Below are 21,937 nucleotides of genomic sequence, written 5' to 3' on the forward strand. Positions count from 1 at the left end.
CTACTCGCGCCAGTTGCGAACGAAGCTGGTAGACTCCGCCGCCATTATGATTCGACTTCAGAACCTGACTTTACAGCGTGGTCCGCAACGTCTGCTAGAAGACGCCGAGCTGACCCTGCACGCCGGCCAGAAAGCCGGCCTGATAGGTGCCAACGGCGCCGGCAAATCCAGCCTGTTCGCCTTGCTGCGTGGCGAGTTGCACCCGGATTCGGGCGACTGCTTCCTGCCCGCCGACTGGCGCATCGCCCATATGCGCCAGGAGGTCGATACCCTCGAGCGGCTGGCGGTCGACTACGTGCTCGATGGCGACCTGCGCCTGCGCCAGGTGCAGCGTGAGCTGGCCGCCGCCGAAGCGGCCCATGACGGTGCGGCCCTGGCGCGCCTGCATGCCGAGCTGGACAGCGCCGACGGTTATACCGCCGACGCCCGGGCGCGCAAGCTGCTGGCTGGCCTGGGTTTCAGCAACGAGCAGATGGACCGCCAGGTCGGCGACTTCTCCGGTGGCTGGCGGATGCGCCTGAACCTGGCGCAGGCGCTGATGTGTCCGTCGGACCTGCTGTTGCTCGACGAACCGACCAACCACTTGGACCTCGATGCGATCCTCTGGCTGGAGGACTGGCTCAAGGGCTACCCCGGCACTTTGCTGCTGATTTCCCACGACCGCGATTTCCTCGATGCCGTAGTCGACCATGTGGCTCACGTCGATCAGCGCAAGATCACCCTTTATCGCGGTGGCTACAGCGCCTTCGAGCGCGCCCGTGCCGAACGTCTGGCGCAACAGCAGCAAGCCTACGAGAAGCAGCAGGCGCAACGCGCGCACATGGAAAAGTACATTGCGCGCTTCAAGGCCCAGGCCACCAAGGCCCGCCAGGCCCAGAGCCGGATCAAGGCCCTCGAGCGGATGGAAGAGCTGTCCGCCGCCCACGTCGACTCGCCGTTCGACTTCGTTTTCCGCGAGTCGGAAAAGATCTCCAGCCCGCTGCTCGACCTGTCCGATGCCCGTCTGGGTTACGGCGAGAAGACCGTGCTGGAGAAGGTCAAGCTGCAACTGACCCCGGGTGCGCGCATCGGTCTGCTCGGCCCCAACGGTGCGGGCAAGTCGACCCTGATCAAGAACCTCTCCGGCGAGCTGTCGCCGCTGGGCGGTCGCCTGACTCGCGGCGAGAATACCGTGGTCGGCTACTTCGCCCAGCACCAGCTGGACTCGCTCGATGCCAAGGCCAGCCCGTTGCTGCATTTGCAGCGCCTGGCGCCGACCGAGCGCGAGCAGACCCTGCGCGACTTCCTCGGTGGTTTCGACTTCCGCGGCGCGCGTATCGACGAGCCGGTGCTGAATTTCTCCGGTGGCGAAAAGGCGCGCCTGGCCCTGGCCCTGATTGCCTGGGACCGCCCGAACCTGCTGCTGCTCGACGAACCGACCAACCACCTGGACCTGGAGATGCGCCTGGCCCTGACCATGGCCCTGCAAGAGTTCAGCGGCGCGGTGCTGGTGGTCTCCCACGACCGTCACCTGCTGAAAAGCACCACCGACAACTTCTACCTGGTGGCCGACGGCAAGGTCGAAGAGTTCGACGGCGACCTGGACGACTACGCGCGCTGGCTGGTGGACTACCGCCAGCGCAACGCGCCGGTCAGCACGACCACGGTCAATCCGGACAAAACCGACAAGAAGGCCCAGCGCCAGGCCGCCGCGGCCCTGCGCCAGCAGCTGGCCCCGCACAAGCGCGAAGCCGACAAGCTGGAAACCGAGCTGGGCAAGGTCCACGAGCGGCTGGCGAAAATCGAAGCCAGCCTCGGCGACAGTGGTATCTACGAAGCCGCGCGCAAGGACGAGTTGCGTGATCTGCTGGCCGAGCAGGCCAGGCTGAAGGTGCGCGAAGGCGAACTGGAAGAGGCCTGGATGGAAGCCCTGGAACTGCTGGAAAGCATGCAGGCGGAACTGGAAGCCTTGTCCTGATGGAAGCGTTCAAGTTGCCTGTGCCTATCACGTGGGTCGAGCCGCTGTGGGTCACCGTGCAAATCCTGCTGATCCTGCTGGCTGGCTACGTCACCCAGCGGTTTGTCGCCCGCTGCCTGACCCGCCTGGGTGAACGTTACCCGTTCCCGCCGCAGTTGCTGATGCCGCTGCGCGGCGGCTTGCGCTGGCTGATCATGGGCAGCGCGCTGATCTTCGTCCTGGAGCGGCTCGGGGTGTCGGCGACGGTGCTCTGGACTGCCCTGTCCGGTTTTGTCGCCGTGGCTGCGGTGGCCTTCTTCGCCATGTGGAGCGTGCTGTCCAACCTGCTCTGCGCCATCCTGATCTTCACCGTGGGCCCGTTCCGCATCGGCGATGTGGTCGAACTGGTGGATACCCTCGACAAACCTGGCATCAAGGGCCGGGTGGTGGCAATCAACCTGCTGTACACCTCGTTGATCGAGGCCGAGGAAGCCGGCACCGGCGGCGTCATGGTGCAAGTGCCCAACAGTCTGTTCTTCCAGCGTTCGGTGCGCCGCTGGCGCGGTAGCGATGCGCTGTCGATAGGCTCCGGCGAGAAATAGTCCTGCTGCGCCGTCTCTGTAGCCGCTGCCGAGCATCGCAAGGCTGCGATCGGCTGCGATGCAGACGTGCTCTTGAGATCGCAGGAAGCTCCTGCGTGTCGAGCGCGACCCCGGCCTATCGCAGCCTTCGGCAGTGGCTACAGTCGGTCGGCGATGCCTGTCCGACAAAAATCTATGGTCATCCGCCCGCCGGCGCATTAGCTTAGGCGTCTACGACGAATTCGAGCCGAGGTGTGCGATGGTTCTTGAGACATGGCTGGCGTTTTTTGCCGCCTGCTGGGTGATCAGCCTTTCCCCGGGGGCCGGCGCGATTGCGTCAATGTCCTGCGGTCTGCAATACGGTTTCTGGCGCGGTTACTGGAACGCCCTGGGCCTGCAACTGGGCCTGGCCATGCAGATTGCGATTGTCGCCGCCGGCGTGGGGGCGATTCTCGCGGCATCCTCGACCGCCTTTTACGCGATCAAATGGTTCGGCGTGGCTTACCTGGTCTACCTCGCGGTCAAACAGTGGCGCGCGCTGCCCAGCGACCTGAGCGACGACGCCGCGATCCGGCCGATCGGCAAACCCCTGGCGCTGGTGTTCCGCGGGTTCCTGGTCAACATCAGCAACCCCAAGGCGCTGGTGTTCATGCTGGCGGTCCTGCCGCAGTTCATCGATCCCCACGCACCGCTGGTGAAGCAGTACCTGATCCTCGGCGCGACCATGATTGCCGTCGACCTGATCGTCATGGCCGGCTACACCGGCCTGGCCTCCAAGGTCCTGCGCCTGCTGCGCACGCCTACCCAGCAACGGCGCATGAACCGCACCTTCGCCGGTCTGTTCCTCGGCGCCGCCGGGTTGCTGGCGACCATTCGCAAAGCGCCGGTCTAAGAGGCTGGTCACAGCAAAAAGGCGCCCATCGGGGGCGCCTTTTTTGTATGTGCGCCTCAGGGGATCCGAGAGCATGGGCTAGTCCCGACCACGCCCGGATTTATTTCATCTTTGTTCAGGAAACCCCGGACCCCAGGCGATTCAAGGCTTTGGCCCGGCACGAGGCACGACTGCGCCTGGGTGTCGCGTGTGACAACGCTTGAGTGAAACTCATTGGAAGTGAACAATGTGTTACTTCGTATTTCCATTTGAGATTCGTTCATGACTGCCCCCTCCCGTTTCCTGGCGTGGCTCGTGCTGCCGGTATTGGCCCTGTGCAGTGCCAACCTGCTGGCGGACACCGTAGAAGGCGCGCCCAAGGCGCTGCACCTGCTCGACTACATTGGCGCGGACTATCCACCGACGGTCGAGGCGGGCAAGGTCATTGACGACTCCGAGTACCGTGAGCAGGTCGAGTTTCTCGGCGTGTTGCAGGGGCTGATCGCCGATTTGCCGGCCAAGCCGGAGAAGGCCGAGCTGGAGCAGGGCATCGCCAGCCTGAACGACGCGGTCAAGGCCAAGGCGGACGGCGCCCTCGTCGCCCGTCAGGCGCGGCAGCTGGGTGCCAAGCTAGCGGTGGCCTATGAGGTCAGCCAGGCGCCGATCATCACCCCGGACCCGAGCCGTGGCGTGCCTTTGTATGCCCAGCATTGCTCGGTGTGTCATGGCGATACCGGTGCCGGCGATGGCCCGGCCGGCGTCGGCCTGACGCCGCCACCGGCCAACCTGCGGGATGCGGCGCGCCTGGATCACCTGAGCCTCTACGCGATCTACAACACCCTGGGCCTGGGTGTCGAAGGCACCGACATGCCGTCTTTCGCCGATCAGCTGGATGACCGCCAGCGCTGGGATCTGGCGACCTATATCGCCGGCTTCACCGCCGACCCGGCCGCGGCGAAGGGTGACAAGAGCTACAACCTCGCCGACCTGGCCCGCCAGACCCCAAGCGAAGTGCAGGCCGCCGAAGGCCCGCAGGCCGCGGCCACCTTCCGTGCCCAGCGCGCCCAGCCGCCACAGGTCAAGCGCGGCCCGGCGCAACTGCTCGACTACACCGCCTCGACCCTGGACAAGAGCCTGGCCGCCTACCGCGCCGGTGACCGCGAACAGGCCTACGACCTGTCGGTGGCGGCGTACCTGGAAGGCTTCGAGCTGGTGGAAAGCTCCCTCGACAACGTCGACGCCAACGTGCGCAAGGACACCGAGAAAGCCCTGATGGCCTATCGGCAGGCGTTGCAGGACGGCTTGCCGGCAGAGCAGGCCGGGCAGCGCCTGGATGCCGCCAAGGCCAAGCTGAAAGAGTCGGCGGGCCTGCTGGGCAGCGATGGCCTGAGCTGGTCCCTGAGCTACATTTCCGGCCTGCTGATCCTGCTGCGCGAAGGCCTGGAAGCGATTCTGGTGCTGGCGGCGATCCTGGCCTTCTTGCGCAATACCGGCCAGCAATCGGCGGTACGCAGCGTCAACGTCGGTTGGGGGCTGGCGTTGCTGGCCGGCCTGGCGACCTGGGCGCTGGCGGCGTATGTGATCGACGTCAGCGGCTCCCAGCGCGAGTTGCTGGAAGGCGCCACGGCCTTGTTCGCCAGTGTCATGGTGCTGTGGCTCGGGGTGTGGATGCACGACCGCCGGCACGCCGCGGCCTGGCAGGACTACATCAAGAGCAGCCTGGTGGGCGGTGGCGGCCGTTTCGGTTTTGCGGTGCTGGCGTTCTTCTCGGTCTATCGCGAGCTGTTCGAAGTGATCCTGTTCTACGAAACCCTGTGGCTGCAGGCCGGCCCGGCAGGCCACAACGCAGTGCTGGCCGGCGGCGCCACGGCGCTGGTGCTGCTGGTCGGCCTGGCCTGGGTGATCCTGCGCGGTTCGGCCAAGCTGCCGCTGGCGCTGTTCTTCGGCATCAACGCGGCGTTGCTGTGCGCCTTGTCGGTGGTGTTTGCCGGGCATGGCGTCAAGGCGCTGCAGGAGGCTGGAATCTTCGGTACGCGGCCGGTGGCGTTCTTCGACTTCGACTGGCTGGGCATTCACGCCGATGCCTACTCGCTGACGGCACAGGCGGTGGCGATCGTGGCGATCATCGTGCTCTACAGTCGCAGCCGCATCGCCGAGAAACGGCGGACCCAGGTTTCCTGAGGCATCCGTTTCGCTCATTATCGCGGGCAAGCCTTGCGCCTACGGTTCATCGAGAACTGTAGGCGCGAGGCTTGCCCGCGATGCTTTTCAGGAGGAGTCACGCAATGCGTGTGTGGATCGATGCCGACGCCTGCCCCAAGGCGGCGAAGGATCAGGTGGTGAGGTTTGCCCTCAAGCGCCAGTTCGAGCTGGTGCTGGTGGCGGGGCAGCTGCAGATCAAGCCGGCCTTTGCCTGCGTCAAGCTGATCGTGGTGCCCAGCGGCCCGGATGCGGCTGACGATTATCTGGTGGAACACGCGGTGCCGGGCGAACTGGTGATCTGCAGCGATGTACCCCTGGCCGACCGGCTGGTGAAGAAGGGCGTCGCCGCCCTCGACCCGCGGGGCAAGGAGTTCGATGCGCAGAACATGGGCGAGCGGCTGGCGGTGCGTAACCTGTTTACCGATCTGCGCGAGCAGGGGCAGGTCGGTGGCGGGCAAGGCGCTTATGGGGATCGCGAGAAGCAGGCCTTCGCCAATGCCCTGGACCGGATCCTGACGCGGCTGGCGCGTCAGGCCTGACAATTCCCGCGAGGCGAGGGCGCTTGCCGCTCGCCACGGCTTTTGGGTTACTCGTCGTTTTCGTGGGTCAGTTCCAGCACCCGATCCACCAGCTTATTGATGCCGGCCGCGGCTTCGCTGATGGACTGCGCGAGCATGTAGGCCGGGGTGCTGACCAGCTTGCGCGCCTTGTCCTCGATGATGTCGCCGACGGTGCACTCTGCATGGGTCGCGCCCATCTTGCTGACGGCGGCCGCGGTGTCGGCGTCGTTGCCGATGGTGCAGGTGACGCCCGGGCCATAGATCTTCGCCGCCAATGCCGGCGAGATGCAGATCAGGCCCACCGGCTTGCCGGCTTCGGCGAAGGCTTCGGTCAGCGCCAGGACATCCGGCTGGACCGTGCAGCCGGCCCCTTCCACGGCGAAGTTGGAAAGGTTTTTCGCCGCGCCAAAGCCGCCCGGCACGATCAGCGCGTCGAAGTCTTCGGCGTTGGCCTCGCGGATGTCTTTGACCTGGCCGCGGGCGATGCGCGCCGACTCCACCAGGACATTGCGCGATTCGGGCATCTCTTCGCCGGTCAGGTGGTTGATCACATGCAACTGGGCGATGTTCGGGGCGAAGCACTGCACCTGGGCGCCGCGCTGGTCCAGGCGCAGCAGGGTAATGACGCTTTCATGGATCTCGGCACCGTCGTAGACGCCACAGCCGGAAAGGATCACTGCAACTTTTTTGCTCATGGTTTTTTCTCCAGATTCATGGCGTTAAATGTCCACTAATTTGTTGCCCGTTGCCATAGGGTTATCCCGCCGCCCGACCTAATCTTCGATCAGGATTGCGATCAGGTCGTGTGATGAATTTCATTCTGTATGCAGCGCAGTTCTTCTTCGTGCTGATAGTCCTCGAGCTGCTGGCCGACCGCTGGCGGGGGAACAACTATCGGGTCGCGGACGCTCTCTACATGGATCGCAACTACGGCGGCGTGTTCATTATTTGGGACCGGCTGTTCGGCACCTTTCAGGAGGCGGACGATAACGAGCCGGTGTCTTCGGCGTCACCACGCCCCTGGCCAGCTGGAACCCGGTGTGGGCCAATCTGCAGTTCTATGCCCGGTTGCTGACGATGCGCGGTGTACGCGGCTCTTGGCAGCTACCTGATGAACCTGGGCGACAGCCTGCCGGTCGCGGCCCTGATGCTGGGCTGGAGCGCCGTGGCCTTTGGTCTGTTCGTATTGGGGGTGGTGCTGGAGAATCGCCCGTGGGCGCTGAAGAGGGAGCTGCTGCGGCTGGCGTCGAACCTGCCGCTGGTGTGGCTGGCGCCTCTGGTCGGGCTGTGGCCGGCCAGCGCCTTGGGCTGGGTCGGCCTGATCAGTTACAGCCTGCTCAGTGGCATTGCGCTTTACTGCTGCCGGGGTCGTCTTACTCGACTGGCGTCTTAGACTTGCAGCAATCGCTCTGTTCGTTCTGCTTGACCTGTTCGGCTTCGTAGATCGCCTTGGCCAGTCGCGCATTCTTGAAGCGGCGGCGCAGCCACAGGGCAAAACCCAGGACCAGCAAGGCGCCGAGTACCCACAGTTCGTACTTCTTGATGCTGCCCAGCATGCCTTCGAGCACGGCGCCGAAGTGATAGGCCGCGGCGGCCAGGGCGGCGGCCCAGATCGCCGCGCCAATGCCGTTGAGCAACAGATAACGTCCCGGCGGATATCCCGACAGGCCGATGGCCACCGGCATCACGGTACGCAGGCCGTAGACGAAGCGGAAACTCAGCACCCAGATGTCCGGATGCTTGCGGATATGCTCCAGCGCCCGATCGCCCATCAATTGCCAGCGCGGCTTGCGCGCCAGCAGCTTGCGCCCGTGCTTGCGTCCCAGGAAGTACCACAGCTGGTCGCCGGCATAGCTGCCGAAGAACGCCACGACCACCACCAGGTTGATGTCCATGTATCCGCGAAACGCGAGGAAGCCGGCCAGGACCAGGATGGTCTCGCCTTCGAAGAATGTGCCGAGAAAGAGGGCGAAGTAGCCGAATTCCTGAAGAAATTGTTGGAGCATTGTCTGGATGCTGGCGAAATGAACGCGCAGCCTAACCCTTCGGGCCCATGGAGGAAAGTATCCAAATGTGTCTCGACGTGAACAAATGCTGGCTGGACAATAGCTGCGACTACCGGTCACAGGGTTAAGCACAACTGTCATCCGTTCGTCATAATGGGCGCTTATAACTGTCACGCTCGCCCGCCTGTGCGGGCTCAGGAGTCTGTCGTGAGCTTTACCCCAGCCAACCGTTTGTTTCCCGCCACTCGCCTGCGTCGCAATCGCTGTGATGATTTTTCTCGTCGCCTGGTGCGTGAAAACGTCCTGACCACCGATGACCTGATCCTGCCGGTATTCGTGCTCGACGGTGAGAATCGTCGGGAAGCGGTGGCCTCGATGCCGGGCGTCGAACGCCTGACCATCGACCTGCTGCTGGAGGAAGCGGCGAAGTGGGTCGAGCTGGGGATTCCCGCGCTGGCTTTGTTCCCGGTGACCCCGGCGCAGCTCAAGTCGCTGGACGCCGCCGAAGCCTGGAACCCGGAAGGCATTGCCCAGCGCGCCACCCGCGCGCTGCGTGAGCGTTTCCCTGAACTGGGCGTGATCACCGACGTGGCGCTCGACCCGTTCACCACCCACGGTCAGGACGGCATCCTCGACGAAGAAGGCTATGTGCAGAACGACATCACCGTCGATGCACTGGTCAAGCAAGCCCTGTCCCATGCCGAAGCCGGCGCCCAGGTGGTCGCGCCTTCGGACATGATGGACGGCCGCATCCAGGCGATCCGCGAAGCCCTGGAGCTGGCCGGGCACGTCAACGTGCGGATCATGGCCTATTCGGCCAAGTACGCCAGCGCCTATTACGGTCCGTTCCGCGATGCGGTCGGCTCGGCGCTGAACCTGGGCAAGGCCAACAAGGCCTCCTACCAGATGGACCCGGCCAACAGCCACGAAGCCCTGCATGAAGTAGCCGCCGACCTCGCCGAAGGCGCGGACATGGTCATGGTCAAGCCGGGTATGCCGTATCTGGACATCCTTTTGCGGGTCAAGGATGAATTCAAGGTGCCGACTTTTGTCTATCAGGTCAGCGGCGAATACGCCATGCACATGGCGGCGATCCAGAATGGCTGGTTGAGCGAAGGGGTTATTCTCGAATCCTTGACCGCCTTTAAACGCGCGGGTGCCGATGGCATCCTGACTTACTTTGCCGTTCGTGCTGCTCAATTGTTACGAGAGCAAAAATAGCCCTCCCAGGAACACGCGATGAATACCGAAGGACTCACTGAAGTTGCCGTAAAAGAAGCTCAACCCGTGGTCGAGCAGGTCGTTGAAACACCACCGGAGCTGGAAGCCCCGCCGGTGCAAGCGGACGCACCGCATGTGGCGATGCCGACCCTGGTCATCCCGAGCCTGGATGACAGCAGCCTGTATATCCATCGCGAGCTGTCGCAACTGCAGTTCAACATCCGCGTGCTGGAACAGGCGCTGGATGAGTCCTATCCGTTGCTGGAGCGCCTGAAGTTCCTACTGATCTTCTCCAGCAACCTGGACGAGTTCTTCGAGATCCGCGTCGCCGGCCTGAAGAAGCAGATCACCTTCGCCCGTGAACAGGCCGGTGCCGATGGCCTGCAGCCGCACCAGGCCCTGGCGCGCATCAGCGACCTGGTGCACGGTCACGTCGACCGCCAGTACGCGATCCTCAACGACATCCTGTTGCCGGAGCTTGAGAAACATCAGGTCCGCTTCATCCGTCGCCGTTACTGGACCACCAAGCTCAAGACCTGGGTCCGTCGTTACTTTCGCGACGAGATCGCGCCGATCATCACCCCGATCGGTCTCGACCCGACGCACCCGTTCCCGCTGCTGGTGAACAAGAGCCTGAACTTCATCGTCGAACTCGAAGGGATCGACGCCTTCGGTCGCGACTCCGGCCTGGCGATCATCCCGGCGCCGCGCCTGCTGCCGCGGATCATCAAGGTCCCGGAAGAAGTCGGCGGCCCTGGCGACAACTATGTGTTCCTCTCGTCGATGATCCACGCCCACGCCGATGACCTGTTCCAGGGCATGAAGGTAAAGGGCTGCTATCAGTTCCGCCTGACCCGCAACGCCGACCTGGCGGTGGATACCGAGGACGTCGAAGACCTGGCCCGCGCTCTGCGCGGCGAGCTGTTCTCCCGTCGTTACGGTGATGCGGTGCGTCTGGAAGTGGCCGACACCTGCCCGAAACACCTGTCCGACTACCTGCTCAAGCAGTTCAACCTGAGCGAGACCGAGCTGTACCAGGTCAACGGTCCGGTGAACCTGACGCGCCTGTTCAGCATCACCGGCCTGGATAGCCACCCGGAGCTGCAATACACGCCGTTCACCCCGCAGATTCCCAAGCTGTTGCAGAACAGCGAGAACATCTTCAGCGTGATCAGCAAGCAGGACATCCTGCTGCTGCATCCGTTCGAGTCCTTCACCCCGGTGGTCGACCTGCTGCGTCAGGCGGCCAAGGATCCGCACGTGCTGGCGGTGCGCCAGACCCTGTACCGCTCCGGCGCCAACTCGGAAATCGTCGATGCGCTGGTGGATGCGGCGCGTAACGGCAAGGAAGTCACCGCGGTGATCGAGCTGCGCGCGCGCTTCGACGAAGAGTCCAATCTGCAACTGGCCAGCCGCCTGCAAGCGGCCGGCGCGGTGGTGATCTACGGCGTGGTCGGCTTCAAGACCCACGCCAAGATGATGTTGATCCTGCGGCGCGAAGCCGGCGAGATCGTGCGCTACGCCCACCTGGGCACCGGCAACTACCACGCTGGCAACGCCCGCTTGTATACCGACTACAGCCTGCTGACCTCCGACGACGCCTTGTGCGAAGACGTCGGCAAGCTCTTCAGCCAGTTGATCGGCATGGGCAAGACCCTGCGCATGAAGAAACTGCTGCACGCGCCCTTCACCCTGAAGAAGGGCATGCTCGACATGATTGCCCGGGAGACCCAGTTCGCCCTGGACGGCAAGCCGGCGCACATCATCGCCAAGTTCAACTCGCTGACCGATCCGAAGATCATCCGCGCGCTGTACAAGGCCAGCCAGTCGGGCGTGCGCATCGACCTGGTGGTGCGGGGCATGTGCTGCCTGCGTCCGGGGATCGCCGGCGTGTCGCACAATATCCATGTGCGCTCGATCATCGGCCGCTTCCTGGAGCACACCCGGGTGTTCTACTTCCTCAATGGCGGCGAGGAGCAGATGTTCCTCTCCAGTGCCGACTGGATGGAGCGCAACCTCGACAAGCGCGTCGAGACTTGCTTCCCGGTCGAGGGCAAGAAGCTGATCCTGCGGGTCAAGAAGGAGCTGGAAAGTTATCTCACCGATAACACCCACAGCTGGAGCCTGCAGTCGGACGGTCGCTACATCCGCAACACCCCGACCGGCAACCAGAACCCGCGCAGCGCCCAGGCCACATTGCTGGAGCGCCTGAGCAATCCGGTGCTGGCGGTGCGCTGAGCCCGGGGCTTATTCAGCCCATGAAAAAGCCGGCTTGCCGGCGATGGTGCCCTTTAGAAGGAGCCCATCGCCGGCAAGCCGGCTTTTTTGTGCGGGGCGTTTCAGTGCACGTTGAGGGTGATCCCGACCCGGGTCAGCCATTCCGCTTCCAGGGCGAAGTCGGCCTGGGTCAGCTGGTTCTCGTCGAGCCAGTTTGCCGGGAACATCACCTCCAGGCTGTCGCCGGCGGCGTGCAGCTTCACCTGGGGCATTTCCTGGGTGCCGCGGATGTGGTGGAACAGGATGGCGAAACGCAGCAGCACGCACAGGCGGATCAGCTTGCTGCCTTCCTCGCCGAATTCGGCGAACTTGTCCTTGGGAATGTTGCGGCGGTGACCGCGTACCAGTAGCGCGAGCATTTGCTGGTCTTCGCGGGAGAAGCCGGCGAGGTCGGAGTGCTCGATCAGGTAGGCGCCGTGCTTGTGGTAGTGGTAGTGGGCGATATCCAGGCCCACTTCATGGACCTTGGCGGCCCAGCCCAGCAGTTCGCGCCAGACGCCGTCCTCCAGGTCCCAGTCCTCGGCCACCTGGTCGAAGGCGTGGAGCGCCTTGCGCTCGACCCGGGCGGCCTGTTCCAGGTCGACGTGATAACGCTCCATCAGCGAGCCCAGGGTGCGCTCGCGCACGTCTTCGTGGTGATGACGGCCCAGCAGGTCGTAGAGCACGCCTTCGCGCAGGGCGCCTTCGCAATGGTCCATGCGCTGCAGTTCGAGGGCGTCGAAGATGGCTTCGAGAATCGCCAGGCCGGCGGGGAAGATCGCCCGGCGATCCGGCTTGATGCCTTCGAAGTCGATTTTCTCGGCATCGCCCAGCTTGAACAGCCGACGCTTGAGCCAGGCCAGGCCTTCGGCGTTGACTTCGCCACTGCCGTGGCCGCCGGCCTTGAGCGCCAGGCCAATGGCGCGGATGGTGCCCGAGGAGCCGATGGCTTCATCCCAGGTCAGGCGATGCAGGGCGTGTTCGATGCTCATGATTTCCAGGCGCGCCGCGGTGTAGGCCTGGGCGTAGCGCGCCGGGGTGATCTTGCCGTCGCGGAAATAGCGCTGGGTGAAGCTGACGCAGCCCATCTGCAGGCTTTCGCGCAGCAGCGGCTCGAAGCGCTGGCCGATGATGAATTCGGTACTGCCGCCGCCGATGTCGGCGACCAGGCGCTTGCCCGGGGTATCGGCGAGGGTATGGGACACGCCCAGGTAGATGAGGCGGGCTTCTTCACGACCGGAGATGACTTCCACCGGGTGGCCGAGGATTTCCTCGGCGCGGCGGATGAATTCGCCGCGGTTGCGGGCTTCGCGCAGGGCGTTGGTGCCGACGATGCGCACCGCGCCCAGGGGCATGCCGTTGATCAGTTGGGCGAAGCGCTTCAGGCAATCGAGCCCGCGTTGCATGGATTCTTCGTTGAGTTGACGGTCTTCGTCGATCCCGGCGGCCAGCTGAACCTTTTCACCGAGCCGCTCGAGAATGCGGATTTCATTATGGTGAGCCTTGGCCACGACCATGTGAAAGCTGTTGGAGCCCAGGTCGATGGCGGCGATCAGGGACAGATTCTTGGCTTGGGATTGCGGCATGGTTTGGGGGTCTCGGTCGATAACCTTGCCATCCTGCCACGATCAATCGCTCGCGCCAACGCGCAGCAGTGGCCGAAGGCGCGATCCTTGATGCAAGGCAGGCAAAAGCGCCGAACCCTGCGGGTTCGATCGCGAGCGAGCTCGCTCCTACAGGGGAATGCGGGCCACTGTAGGAGCGAGCTCGCTCGCGAAATAATCTGGCAGGCGCCGCAGAGTCTCAGCCCGCCGCCTCATTGGTCCCGATGAAATTCGCCAGTTCCGGCGTCTGCGGGTTGGCGAACAGCACTTTCGGGTCGCCCACTTCATGCACCTTGCCCTGGTGCATGAACACCAGCTTGTCGCCCACTTCCCGGGCGAAACGCATCTCGTGGGTCACCATGATCAGGGTCATGCCGTCCTTGGCCAGCTGGCGCACCACGCTCAGGACTTCGTTGACCAGCTCCGGGTCCAGGGCCGAGGTGATCTCGTCGCACAGCAGCACCTTGGGCGACATGGCCAGCGCCCGGGCGATCGCCACTCGCTGTTGCTGGCCGCCGGACAGGCGGTCGGGGAAGGCGTCGAACTTCTCCTCCAGGCCGACCCGCTTCAGCATCTCCCGCGCCAGCTCGGCGGCCCTGGCCTTGGGCACCTTCTGCACCACCTGCGGGGCGAGCATGACGTTCTCGCCGACAGTCAGGTGCGGGAACAGGTTGAACTGCTGGAACACCATGCCGACCTTCTGCCGCAGGCTGCGCAGGTCGACGCGGGCGGCATCGAGGTATTCGCCGTCGACTTCGATGACCCCGTCGTTGATTGACTCCAGGCCGTTGAGGGTGCGCAGCAAGGTGCTCTTGCCCGAGCCGCTGCGGCCGATGATCGCCACCACCTGGCCTTCCTCGATACTGAGGTCGATGCCCTTGAGCACATGATGGTCGCCGTAATATTTATGCAGGGCGGAAATTCTAAGCAGAGGCATGCAGTCTCCTTTCCAGGTAGCGCGCACTGAGGGACAGGGGGTAGCACAGCAGGAAGTAACCGAGCGCCACCAGGCCGTAGACCATGAAGGGCTCGAAGGTGGCATTGGCGAGCATGCCGCCGGTCTTGGTCAGCTCGGTGAAGCCGATGATCGAGGTCACCGCGGTGCCTTTGACCACCTGCACCGAGAAGCCCACGGTAGGCGCCACGGCAATCCGCAGCGCCTGCGGCAGGATCACATGGCGCAGCTGTTCATAAGGGTTGAGCGCCAGGCTGGAGGAGGCTTCCCACTGGCCGTTGGGGATCGAGTCGACGCAGCCGCGCCAGATCTCCGCCAGGTAGGCGCTGGTGAACAGCGTCAGGGCGATGGCCGCTGCCAGCCAGGGCGAGATATCCACCCCCAGCAGGGCGATGCCGAAGAACACCAGGAACAGCTGCATCAACAGCGGCGTGCCCTGGAACAGCTCGATGTACAGGCGGGCGAAACCGCTGGGGAAAGCCTTCTTGGAAATGCGCAGGGTCATGATCAGCAAACCGATCAGCCCGCCGCCGACAAAGGCCACCAGCGACAGCAGCAGGGTCCATTGCAGGCCGGTCAGCAGGTTGCGCACGATGTCCCAGAAGCTGAAATCACTCATTGGCTGCTCCTCGCGATATAGCGGCGCCCGACCCAGTTCAGCAGCTGCCGGATCAGCAGGGCCATGCACAGGTAGATCAGCGTGGTCAGGGCGTAGGTTTCAAAGGCGCGGAAGTTGCGCGACTGAATGAAGTTGGCGGCGAAGCTCAGCTCCTCGGTGGCGATCTGCGAACACACCGCCGAACCGAGCATGACGATGATGATCTGGCTGCTCAGGGCCGGCCACACCTTGCCCAGCGCCGGCAGCAACACCACATGGCGGAAGGCCTCCAGGCGCGTCATGGCCAGGGCCGCCGCGGCCTCCAGCTGGCCGCGGGGGATGGCCTGGATGCCGGCGCGGATGATTTCCGTGGAGTAGGCCCCCAGGTTGATCACCATCGCCAGCACCGCCGCCTGCCACTCGGAGATCTGCAGCCCCAGGGATGGCAAGCCGAAGAAGATGAAGAACAGCTGCACCAGGAACGGGGTGTTGCGGATCAGTTCGACGTAGACGCCGAAGAGGGCCGAGAAGGGCTGGATCTTCCAGGCCCGCACCACCGCGCCGACTATGCCCAGGCCGACCCCGAGCAATGCGCCGATGGCGGTCAGCTCAAGGGTGAACAGGGCGCCGCGCAGCAGCAGGCTGGTGTTTTCCAGCACCGGTAGAAAGTCGAACTGATAAGCCATGGATAACCTCCGCGACCGCGATCAGAGGCCAGCCGGCAATGGCTGCTTGAGCCACAGCTGGGCGTTCTTTTCCAGGCTGCCGTCGGCCTTGGCGGTGGTGAGGATCTGGTTGACCTTGTCCAGCAGCTCCGGCTGGTTCTTGTTCACGCCGACATAGACCGGGGAATCCTTGAGCTTGACCTTCATCGCCGGGATGCGTTTCGGGTTGCGTTCGCTGATGGCGACCATCACCACGTTGCCGCTGGCGATCAGGTCGACCTGGCCGGCCAGGTAGGCGGCGATGGTCGAGTTGTTGTCCTCGAAGCGCTTGATGGTCACGCCTTGCGGGGCCACGGCGGTCAATTCGATGTCTTCGATGGCGCCACGGGTGACGCTGATGGTCTTGCCCTTGAGATCGTCGAGGGTGGCGACTGGTGCTTCGGGTGGGCCGAATACCGCCAGGTAGAAGGGCGCGTAGGCCTGGGAGAAGTCGATGACCTTCTCGCGCTCCGGGTTTTTGCCGAGGCTGGAGATCACCAGGTCGACCTTGCCGGTGGTCAGGAACGGAATGCGGTTGGTGCTGTTGACCGGGGTCAGTTCGAGCTTGACCTTGAGCTGGTCGGCCAGCAGTTTCGCGGTATCGATATCCAGGCCGCGGGGTTTCATGTCCGGACCGACCGAGCCGAAGGGTGGGAAGTCCTGGGGCACGGCCACCTTGAGGGTGCCACGGGCGACGACATCGTCCAGGCCGCTGGCGTGGGCGGGCGTCTGACTCAGCATCAGACTGGCAAACAGGGCAGAGAGCAGGGCGCTGAAACGCTTGGTCATGGCAAATCTCCGGATTCACGGGAAGTGATTTCTGCGCAGCGACACAGCACAGCCCGTGCCAAACGCCGGAAAAAGCCCTGGAGCGCCGGGTTTTGCTGGCGTCCTTCGGTCTTACTGGTCTGAACAGTTGATGGCTTTCCTGCCCCCTTATCGAGCGTCCGGAGATGCGCCCGAACCCCCTTGGGGCACGACTTGCCGGGCTCGGCGAATAGCTTTACAACTAGCCTTTTCCTGGACCGGCCAGCCTGCATTCTATGAACTCGATCTCCCGCGCCGTACCCGAGGTGGCGCTGCAAGCCATCCGCCAATTGATCAACGAGCGCGGCTTCGGCCCGGGCGATGCGCTGCCGTCGCAGCGCGATCTGGCCGTGCAACTAGGGGTCAGTCGGGCTTCATTGCGCGAGGCGCTGTCGTCCTTGAGCGCCTTGGGGGTGATCAGCGTGCAGCCCGGCAAAGGCGTGTTCGTGCAGGCCGCGGAATCGCCGGTCAATGGCGCGGGGCTGAGCTGGCCGTTCGCGGCTCAGGCGTCGCCGACGGATATCTTCCAATTGCGCTACGCCCTGGAAGGCTTCGCTGCGGGGCTGGCGGCCGTGACGCTGACCGCCGACGAGCTGGATGCGCTGCAGGATAATGTCGAGGCCATGCGCAACGAGCTGCGGGCCGCGGATTTCGAGGCGGCGGCGCGGCTGGATTTCGAGTTTCACCAGAAGATCCTGCAGGCCAGCGGCAATCAGGCAATGGTGAGCATTCTCAGCACCAGCGCCGAGATATTCCTGGAGAGCCAGAAACTACCGTTCATCCGGCCCGAGCGGGCCATGGAAACCTGGCAGGAGCACCGCAAGATCCTCCGCGGGCTGGCCCGGCATGCCTCTGGGGCGGCGCAGAAGGCCATGCAGGAGCATGTGCGCGGCGCGGCCCTGCGCACCGGAATCGCCTTCGTCACCCCCGCATAGTTTCCAGTTGAGCTATACCCAAATTCATCGGGCACCATAGCGAGAGTCAATCAACTCCGGCTTCCTGAACGCGGGAAGGGCGGCTATGATGGGCCACGTTTTTTTGCTTACAACCTGGAGACTTCCATGAGCAGCGATCTTATCAAACACGTTAGCGACGCTAGCTTCGAGGCTGACGTACTCAAGGCCGAAGGCGCTGTACTGGTCGACTACTGGGCTGAGTGGTGCGGCCCATGCAAAATGATCGCTCCGGTCCTGGACGAAATCGCTGAAACCTACAAAGGCAAGCTGACCGTTGCCAAGCTGAACATCGACGAAAACCAGGAAACCCCGGCCAAGCATGGCGTGCGTGGTATCCCGACGCTGATGCTGTTCAAGAACGGCAACGTCGAAGCCACCAAGGTCGGCGCACTGTCCAAGTCGCAACTGGCTGCTTTCCTCGACGCCAACATCTAAGCGTCGTTGTAAATCGCATCAAAAAAGCCCCGTAAATAGCGGGGCTTTTTCATTATTCAGGGCTAGACGCTCAGAAACTCAGGTGTTACATTCGGCCCCGCACTGGTTTCTCCTCTGCCCCCTGCAAGCCGTCGCCGACGCTCTCCTTTTCGAATAAGTACGCGATCCTGTCGCCTTCTCCGCGGCGCGGCATCATTAAGCCAAAAGCTTAATTTCCCCCCTCCATAAATGATTACGTCATTCCTATATGAATCTGACTGAACTCAAGCAAAAGCCGATTACCGAACTGCTCGAATTGGCCGAACAGATGGGCATAGAAAATATGGCCCGTTCGCGCAAGCAGGACGTGATTTTCTCCCTGCTGAAAAAGCACGCTAAAAGCGGCGAGGAAATCTCCGGTGATGGCGTGCTGGAGATCCTCCAGGACGGCTTCGGCTTTCTTCGCTCCTCCGACGCCTCCTATCTGGCCGGCCCAGACGATATCTACGTCTCCCCGAGCCAGATCCGTCGTTTCAACTTGCGCACCGGTGACACCATCGTTGGCAAGATCCGCCCTCCAAAGGAAGGCGAGCGTTACTTCGCACTGCTGAAGGTCGACACGATCAACTACGATCGTCCCGAGAACGCGAAGAACAAGATCCTGTTCGAAAACCTGACGCCGCTGTTCCCGACCGTGCGCATGAAGATGGAAGCCGGCAACGGTTCCACCGAAGACCTGACCGGTCGTGTCATCGACCTGTGCGCCCCGATCGGTAAAGGCCAGCGCGGTCTGATCGTTGCTCCGCCGAAAGCGGGCAAGACCATCATGCTGCAGAACATCGCGTCGAACATCACCCGTAACAACCCTGAAGTTCATCTGATCGTGCTGCTGATCGACGAACGCCCGGAAGAAGTGACCGAGATGCAGCGCACCGTGCGCGGCGAAGTGGTCGCCTCCACCTTCGACGAACCGCCAACCCGCCACGTGCAGGTTGCCGAGATGGTGATCGAGAAGGCCAAGCGCCTGGTCGAACACAAGAAGGACGTGGTGATCCTGCTCGACTCCATCACCCGTCTGGCCCGTGCCTACAACACCGTGATCCCGAGCTCCGGCAAGGTGCTGACCGGTGGTGTCGATGCCCACGCCCTGGAAAAACCGAAGCGTTTCTTCGGTGCCGCGCGGAACATCGAAGAAGGCGGCTCGCTGACCATCATCGCCACCGCGCTGGTCGAGACTGGCTCGAAGATGGACGAAGTGATCTACGAAGAGTTCAAGGGTACCGGCAACATGGAGCTGCCCCTGGACCGCAAGATCGCCGAGAAGCGCGTATTCCCGGCCATCAACATCAACCGTTCCGGCACCCGCCGCGAAGAGTTGCTGACCGCCGACGACGAGCTGCAGCGCATGTGGATCCTGCGCAAGCTGCTGCATCCGATGGATGAAGTCGCCGCCATCGAGTTCCTGGTCGACAAGCTGAAACAGACCAAGACCAACGATGAGTTCTTCCTGTCGATGAAACGCAAGTAAGTCGAGCGGGACCGCAAAAGCCGGGGAAACCCGGCTTTTTGCTATCTGATTATTGAGGAACGGCAGTTCACTGTTCTGAACAGTCGGGTTCGGCGCTAAACTGCCAGCCCCGAACGCCACGGCCAAAACGAGGCTCACGCATGCAGTATCGCGACTTGCGCGACTTTATCAGCGGTCTGGAACAGCGCGGCGAACTCAAGCGCATCCAGGTTCCGGTGTCCCCAGTGCTGGAAATGACCGAGGTCTGCGATCGCACCTTGCGTGCCAAAGGTCCGGCCCTGCTGTTTGAAAACCCCACCGGCTACGACATTCCGGTGCTGGGCAACCTGTTCGGCACCCCGGAGCGCGTGGCGCTGGGCATGGGCGCCGAGGCGGTCAGCGAACTGCGGGAAATCGGCAAGCTGCTGGCGTTCCTCAAGGAGCCCGAGCCGCCCAAGGGGCTCAAGGATGCCTGGTCCAAGCTGCCGATCTTTCGCAAGATCATTTCCATGGCGCCAAAAGTCGTCAAGGATGCCATCTGCCAGGAAGTGGTCATCGAAGGCGATGACGTCGACCTGGCGATGCTGCCGGTGCAGACCTGCTGGCCGGGCGATGTCGGTCCGCTGATCACCTGGGGCCTGACCGTCACCAAGGGGCCGAACAAGGATCGGCAGAACCTCGGTATCTATCGCCAGCAGGTGATCGGCCGCAACAAGGTGATCATGCGCTGGTTGAGCCACCGTGGCGGCGCGCTGGATTACCGCGAGTGGTGCGAGAAGCACCCGGGCCAGCCGTTCCCGGTGTCCGTGGCCCTGGGCGCCGATCCGGCGACCATCCTCGGCGCCGTGACGCCGGTGCCGGACAGCCTCTCCGAATACGCCTTCGCCGGCCTGCTGCGGGGCAACCGCACCGAACTGGTGAAATGCCGCGGCAACGACCTGCAAGTGCCAGCCACCGCGGAAATCATCCTGGAAGGGGTGATCCATCCGGGCGAGATGGCCGACGAAGGCCCGTATGGCGACCACACTGGCTACTACAACGAAGTCGACAGCTTCCCGGTGTTCACCGTCGAGCGCATCACCCACCGGATCAAGCCGATCTACCACAGCACCTACACCGGCCGTCCGCCGGATGAGCCGGCGATTCTCGGCGTGGCGCTGAACGAAGTATTCGTGCCTATCCTGCAGAAACAGTTCCCGGAAATCACCGACTTCTACCTGCCGCCCGAAGGCTGCTCGTACCGCATGGCGGTGGTGACCATGAAGAAGCAGTACCCCGGCCACGCCAAGCGGGTAATGCTCGGTGTCTGGTCGTTTTTGCGACAGTTCATGTACACCAAGTTCGTTATCGTCACTGACGACGATATCAACGCGCGCGACTGGAACGACGTGATCTGGGCCATTACCACGCGCATGGACCCCAAGCGCGATACGGTGATGATCGACAACACGCCGATCGACTACCTTGACTTCGCCTCGCCGGTCTCCGGCCTGGGCTCGAAGATGGGGCTCGATGCCACGCATAAATGGCCCGGTGAAACCACCCGCGAGTGGGGCCGGGTGATCGTCAAGGATGAGGCAGTGACCCGCCGGATCGATGCCATCTGGAATCAGTTAGGAATAGATTGATGCGTGTAACCTTGCAGCCCTCCGGAGCGGTGCTTGAGACGCTGCCCGGCGAGCGGATTCTCGATGCGGCGCGGCGCCTGGGCTATGAATGCCCGCAAAGCTGCCGCAATGGCAACTGTCATGTGTGCTGCGCCCTGCTGGTGGAGGGCCGTGTCCTGCAGGCCGGCGATGTGCGCGATCATGGCGAGTTCTACACTTGCATTGCAGAGCCGCTGGAAGACTGCATCGTGCTGTGGGATGGCGTCCTTGCGCTGGGAGAACTGCCGGTGCGCAGTCTGTCGTGTCAGGTCACCGAGTGTCTGGAAGTCGGCGGCGATGTCTGGCGGGTCCGCCTGCGGGCGCCCGCCGGCAAGCCACCGCGTTATCACGCTGGCCAGTACCTGATGCTCGAGCGGGAGAATGGCGAGAAGTCGGCATTCTCCCTGGCCTCGGCGCCGCACGCCGGGCGCGAGCTGGAGCTGCACGTACTGGTGCGCGAAAGCAGTGCACAAAGCCTGATCGAACAGCTGCAACGCAACGGCAACGTGCGCGTCGAGCTGCCGTTTGGCGATACCCACCTGGCCGAGCTGCCGGACGGACCGCTGGTGCTGATCGCCGCCGGTACCGGCATGGCGCAGATGCACAGCCTGATCGAGCATTGCCGGGCCAAGGGCTTCAAATACCCGGTGCACCTGTACTGGGGCGTGCGCCGGCCGGACGACTTCTATCAGATCGAACACTGGGACGAATGGAAGAAGCTGCCCAACCTGTTCCTGCACAAGGTGGTCAGCGACCTCTGTGGCTGGGAAGGGCGCTGCGGCATGCTGCACGAGGCGGTGAGCGAGGACATTGCCGACCTGTCGGCGGTGCATGTCTATGCCAGCGGCTCGCCAGCGATGATCTACGCGACCCTCGACGCGCTGGTCGAAGCGGGCATGGATGCGCATCAGATGCGCGCGGATGTATTTGCCTACGCTCCTCGGTCCTGAGTTCTCGGGGCTGTCCCTCGTTATAACTTCCTATATAGCCCATCGGTATTTATTTAATTAGATAAATGCCGGTAGGTTATATGTCACGCATTATTGAAAGTTAAAACTCTTCGATGGCACTTAACTTGCCTTGAAACATATGTGTCTTGGAGTTACAGCCGTG

At 63.2% G+C, this 21,937-nt stretch carries 19 protein-coding genes and 1 pseudogene; 13 read left to right on the top strand and 7 right to left on the bottom strand.

The annotated features are described in order from the left end of the window. The first annotated feature begins 46 nt into the window (after nucleotides 1-46). The 5 genes from AC07Y9_RS19155 to AC07Y9_RS19175 all read left to right on the top strand — a co-directional run bounded on the left by AC07Y9_RS19155 (nucleotide 47) and on the right by AC07Y9_RS19175 (nucleotide 6,129). Nucleotides 47-1,957, top strand: a complete 1,911-nt coding sequence (locus tag AC07Y9_RS19155; protein WP_053263068.1) for an ATP-binding cassette domain-containing protein — start codon at nucleotides 47-49, stop codon at nucleotides 1,955-1,957. Further along, nucleotides 1,957-2,538 carry a mechanosensitive ion channel family protein gene (locus AC07Y9_RS19160; RefSeq protein WP_007926705.1) on the top strand — a complete coding sequence of 194 codons (582 nt, stop codon included), beginning with the start codon at nucleotides 1,957-1,959 and terminating at the stop codon, nucleotides 2,536-2,538. The genes AC07Y9_RS19155 and AC07Y9_RS19160 overlap by 1 nt, the downstream gene beginning before the upstream one ends. Nucleotides 2,539-2,776: 238 nt before the next feature. Then, entirely contained in the window at nucleotides 2,777-3,409 is a 633-nt protein-coding gene (locus tag AC07Y9_RS19165; protein WP_007926706.1) for a LysE family transporter, read from the top strand. Nucleotides 3,410-3,670: 261 nt separating this feature from the next. Further along, nucleotides 3,671-5,569 (top strand): cytochrome c/FTR1 family iron permease, encoded by a 1,899-nt coding sequence (locus tag AC07Y9_RS19170; RefSeq protein ID WP_102678901.1) that lies wholly within the window; start codon nucleotides 3,671-3,673, stop codon nucleotides 5,567-5,569. 104 nt (nucleotides 5,570-5,673) lie between these two features. Next, nucleotides 5,674-6,129 carry a YaiI/YqxD family protein gene (locus tag AC07Y9_RS19175; protein ID WP_102678900.1) on the top strand — a complete coding sequence of 152 codons (456 nt, stop codon included), beginning with the start codon at nucleotides 5,674-5,676 and terminating at the stop codon, nucleotides 6,127-6,129. A 47-nt stretch (nucleotides 6,130-6,176) separates the two neighbouring features. Here AC07Y9_RS19175 and elbB read toward each other — a convergent pair whose 3' ends face one another. Then, nucleotides 6,177-6,845 (bottom strand): isoprenoid biosynthesis glyoxalase ElbB, encoded by a 669-nt coding sequence (gene elbB / locus AC07Y9_RS19180; RefSeq protein ID WP_007926709.1) that lies wholly within the window; start codon nucleotides 6,843-6,845, stop codon nucleotides 6,177-6,179. 197 nt (nucleotides 6,846-7,042) lie between these two features. Here elbB and AC07Y9_RS19185 point away from each other — a divergent pair. Further along, a pseudogene (locus AC07Y9_RS19185) lies at nucleotides 7,043-7,543 on the top strand (sterol desaturase family protein); the annotation flags it as partial. Here AC07Y9_RS19185 and AC07Y9_RS19190 read toward each other — a convergent pair. Continuing rightward, nucleotides 7,524-8,156 (bottom strand): DedA family protein, encoded by a 633-nt coding sequence (locus AC07Y9_RS19190; protein ID WP_007926712.1) that lies wholly within the window; start codon nucleotides 8,154-8,156, stop codon nucleotides 7,524-7,526. The pseudogene AC07Y9_RS19185 and the gene AC07Y9_RS19190 sit on opposite strands and share 20 nt — an antisense overlap. Before the next feature lie 207 nt (nucleotides 8,157-8,363). Between AC07Y9_RS19190 and hemB the strand changes: the two genes are divergently transcribed. Both hemB and ppk1 read left to right on the top strand, forming a co-directional pair. After that, entirely contained in the window at nucleotides 8,364-9,377 is a 1,014-nt protein-coding gene (hemB, locus tag AC07Y9_RS19195) for a porphobilinogen synthase (RefSeq protein WP_102678898.1), read from the top strand. A gap of 18 nt (nucleotides 9,378-9,395) precedes the next feature. Continuing rightward, nucleotides 9,396-11,615: a polyphosphate kinase 1 gene (gene ppk1 / locus AC07Y9_RS19200; RefSeq protein WP_009046131.1), complete on the top strand. Its 2,220-nt coding sequence runs from the start codon at nucleotides 9,396-9,398 to the stop codon at nucleotides 11,613-11,615. A 101-nt stretch (nucleotides 11,616-11,716) separates the two neighbouring features. Here the strand turns inward: ppk1 and ppx are convergent, their stop codons facing one another. The 5 genes from ppx to AC07Y9_RS19225 form a co-directional block, all read right to left on the bottom strand. Next, nucleotides 11,717-13,219, bottom strand: coding sequence for an exopolyphosphatase (gene ppx / locus AC07Y9_RS19205; RefSeq protein ID WP_007926717.1), 1,503 nt, complete (start codon nucleotides 13,217-13,219; stop codon nucleotides 11,717-11,719). A 217-nt stretch (nucleotides 13,220-13,436) separates the two neighbouring features. After that, nucleotides 13,437-14,174 (bottom strand): amino acid ABC transporter ATP-binding protein, encoded by a 738-nt coding sequence (locus AC07Y9_RS19210; RefSeq protein ID WP_102678897.1) that lies wholly within the window; start codon nucleotides 14,172-14,174, stop codon nucleotides 13,437-13,439. Next, a complete protein-coding gene (locus AC07Y9_RS19215; RefSeq protein ID WP_007926721.1) occupies nucleotides 14,161-14,811 on the bottom strand; it encodes an amino acid ABC transporter permease in 651 nt (216 codons plus the stop codon). The genes AC07Y9_RS19210 and AC07Y9_RS19215 overlap by 14 nt, the downstream gene beginning before the upstream one ends. Next, the gene (locus AC07Y9_RS19220; RefSeq protein ID WP_053263061.1) at nucleotides 14,808-15,476 is read right to left on the bottom strand and encodes an amino acid ABC transporter permease; all 669 of its coding nucleotides are present in this window, start codon (nucleotides 15,474-15,476) and stop codon (nucleotides 14,808-14,810) included. Before AC07Y9_RS19220 ends, AC07Y9_RS19215 begins: the two co-directional genes overlap by 4 nt. 21 nt (nucleotides 15,477-15,497) lie before the next feature. After that, nucleotides 15,498-16,283 carry a transporter substrate-binding domain-containing protein gene (locus tag AC07Y9_RS19225; protein ID WP_025807077.1) on the bottom strand — a complete coding sequence of 262 codons (786 nt, stop codon included), beginning with the start codon at nucleotides 16,281-16,283 and terminating at the stop codon, nucleotides 15,498-15,500. A 254-nt stretch (nucleotides 16,284-16,537) separates the two neighbouring features. Here AC07Y9_RS19225 and AC07Y9_RS19230 point away from each other — a divergent pair, with 254 nt between their 5' ends. The 5 genes from AC07Y9_RS19230 to AC07Y9_RS19250 all read left to right on the top strand — a co-directional run bounded on the left by AC07Y9_RS19230 (nucleotide 16,538) and on the right by AC07Y9_RS19250 (nucleotide 21,774). After that, a complete protein-coding gene (locus AC07Y9_RS19230) occupies nucleotides 16,538-17,236 on the top strand; it encodes a FadR/GntR family transcriptional regulator (protein WP_016703203.1) in 699 nt (232 codons plus the stop codon). 126 nt (nucleotides 17,237-17,362) lie between these two features. Then, nucleotides 17,363-17,692 (top strand): thioredoxin TrxA, encoded by a 330-nt coding sequence (gene trxA / locus AC07Y9_RS19235; protein WP_003206727.1) that lies wholly within the window; start codon nucleotides 17,363-17,365, stop codon nucleotides 17,690-17,692. Between the two features lie 247 nt (nucleotides 17,693-17,939). Beyond that, on the top strand, nucleotides 17,940-19,199 hold the full coding sequence (rho, locus tag AC07Y9_RS19240; RefSeq protein WP_007926725.1) for a transcription termination factor Rho: 1,260 nt from the start codon (nucleotides 17,940-17,942) through the stop codon (nucleotides 19,197-19,199). 140 nt (nucleotides 19,200-19,339) lie between these two features. Continuing rightward, nucleotides 19,340-20,806, top strand: coding sequence for a 4-hydroxy-3-polyprenylbenzoate decarboxylase (gene ubiD / locus AC07Y9_RS19245; RefSeq protein ID WP_053263060.1), 1,467 nt, complete (start codon nucleotides 19,340-19,342; stop codon nucleotides 20,804-20,806). After that, nucleotides 20,806-21,774: a CDP-6-deoxy-delta-3,4-glucoseen reductase gene (locus AC07Y9_RS19250; protein ID WP_007926728.1), complete on the top strand. Its 969-nt coding sequence runs from the start codon at nucleotides 20,806-20,808 to the stop codon at nucleotides 21,772-21,774. The genes ubiD and AC07Y9_RS19250 overlap by 1 nt, the downstream gene beginning before the upstream one ends. Nucleotides 21,775-21,937: the final 163 nt, after the last annotated feature.

It is taken from the genome of Pseudomonas sp. GW456-L12, from assembly GCF_059424045.1.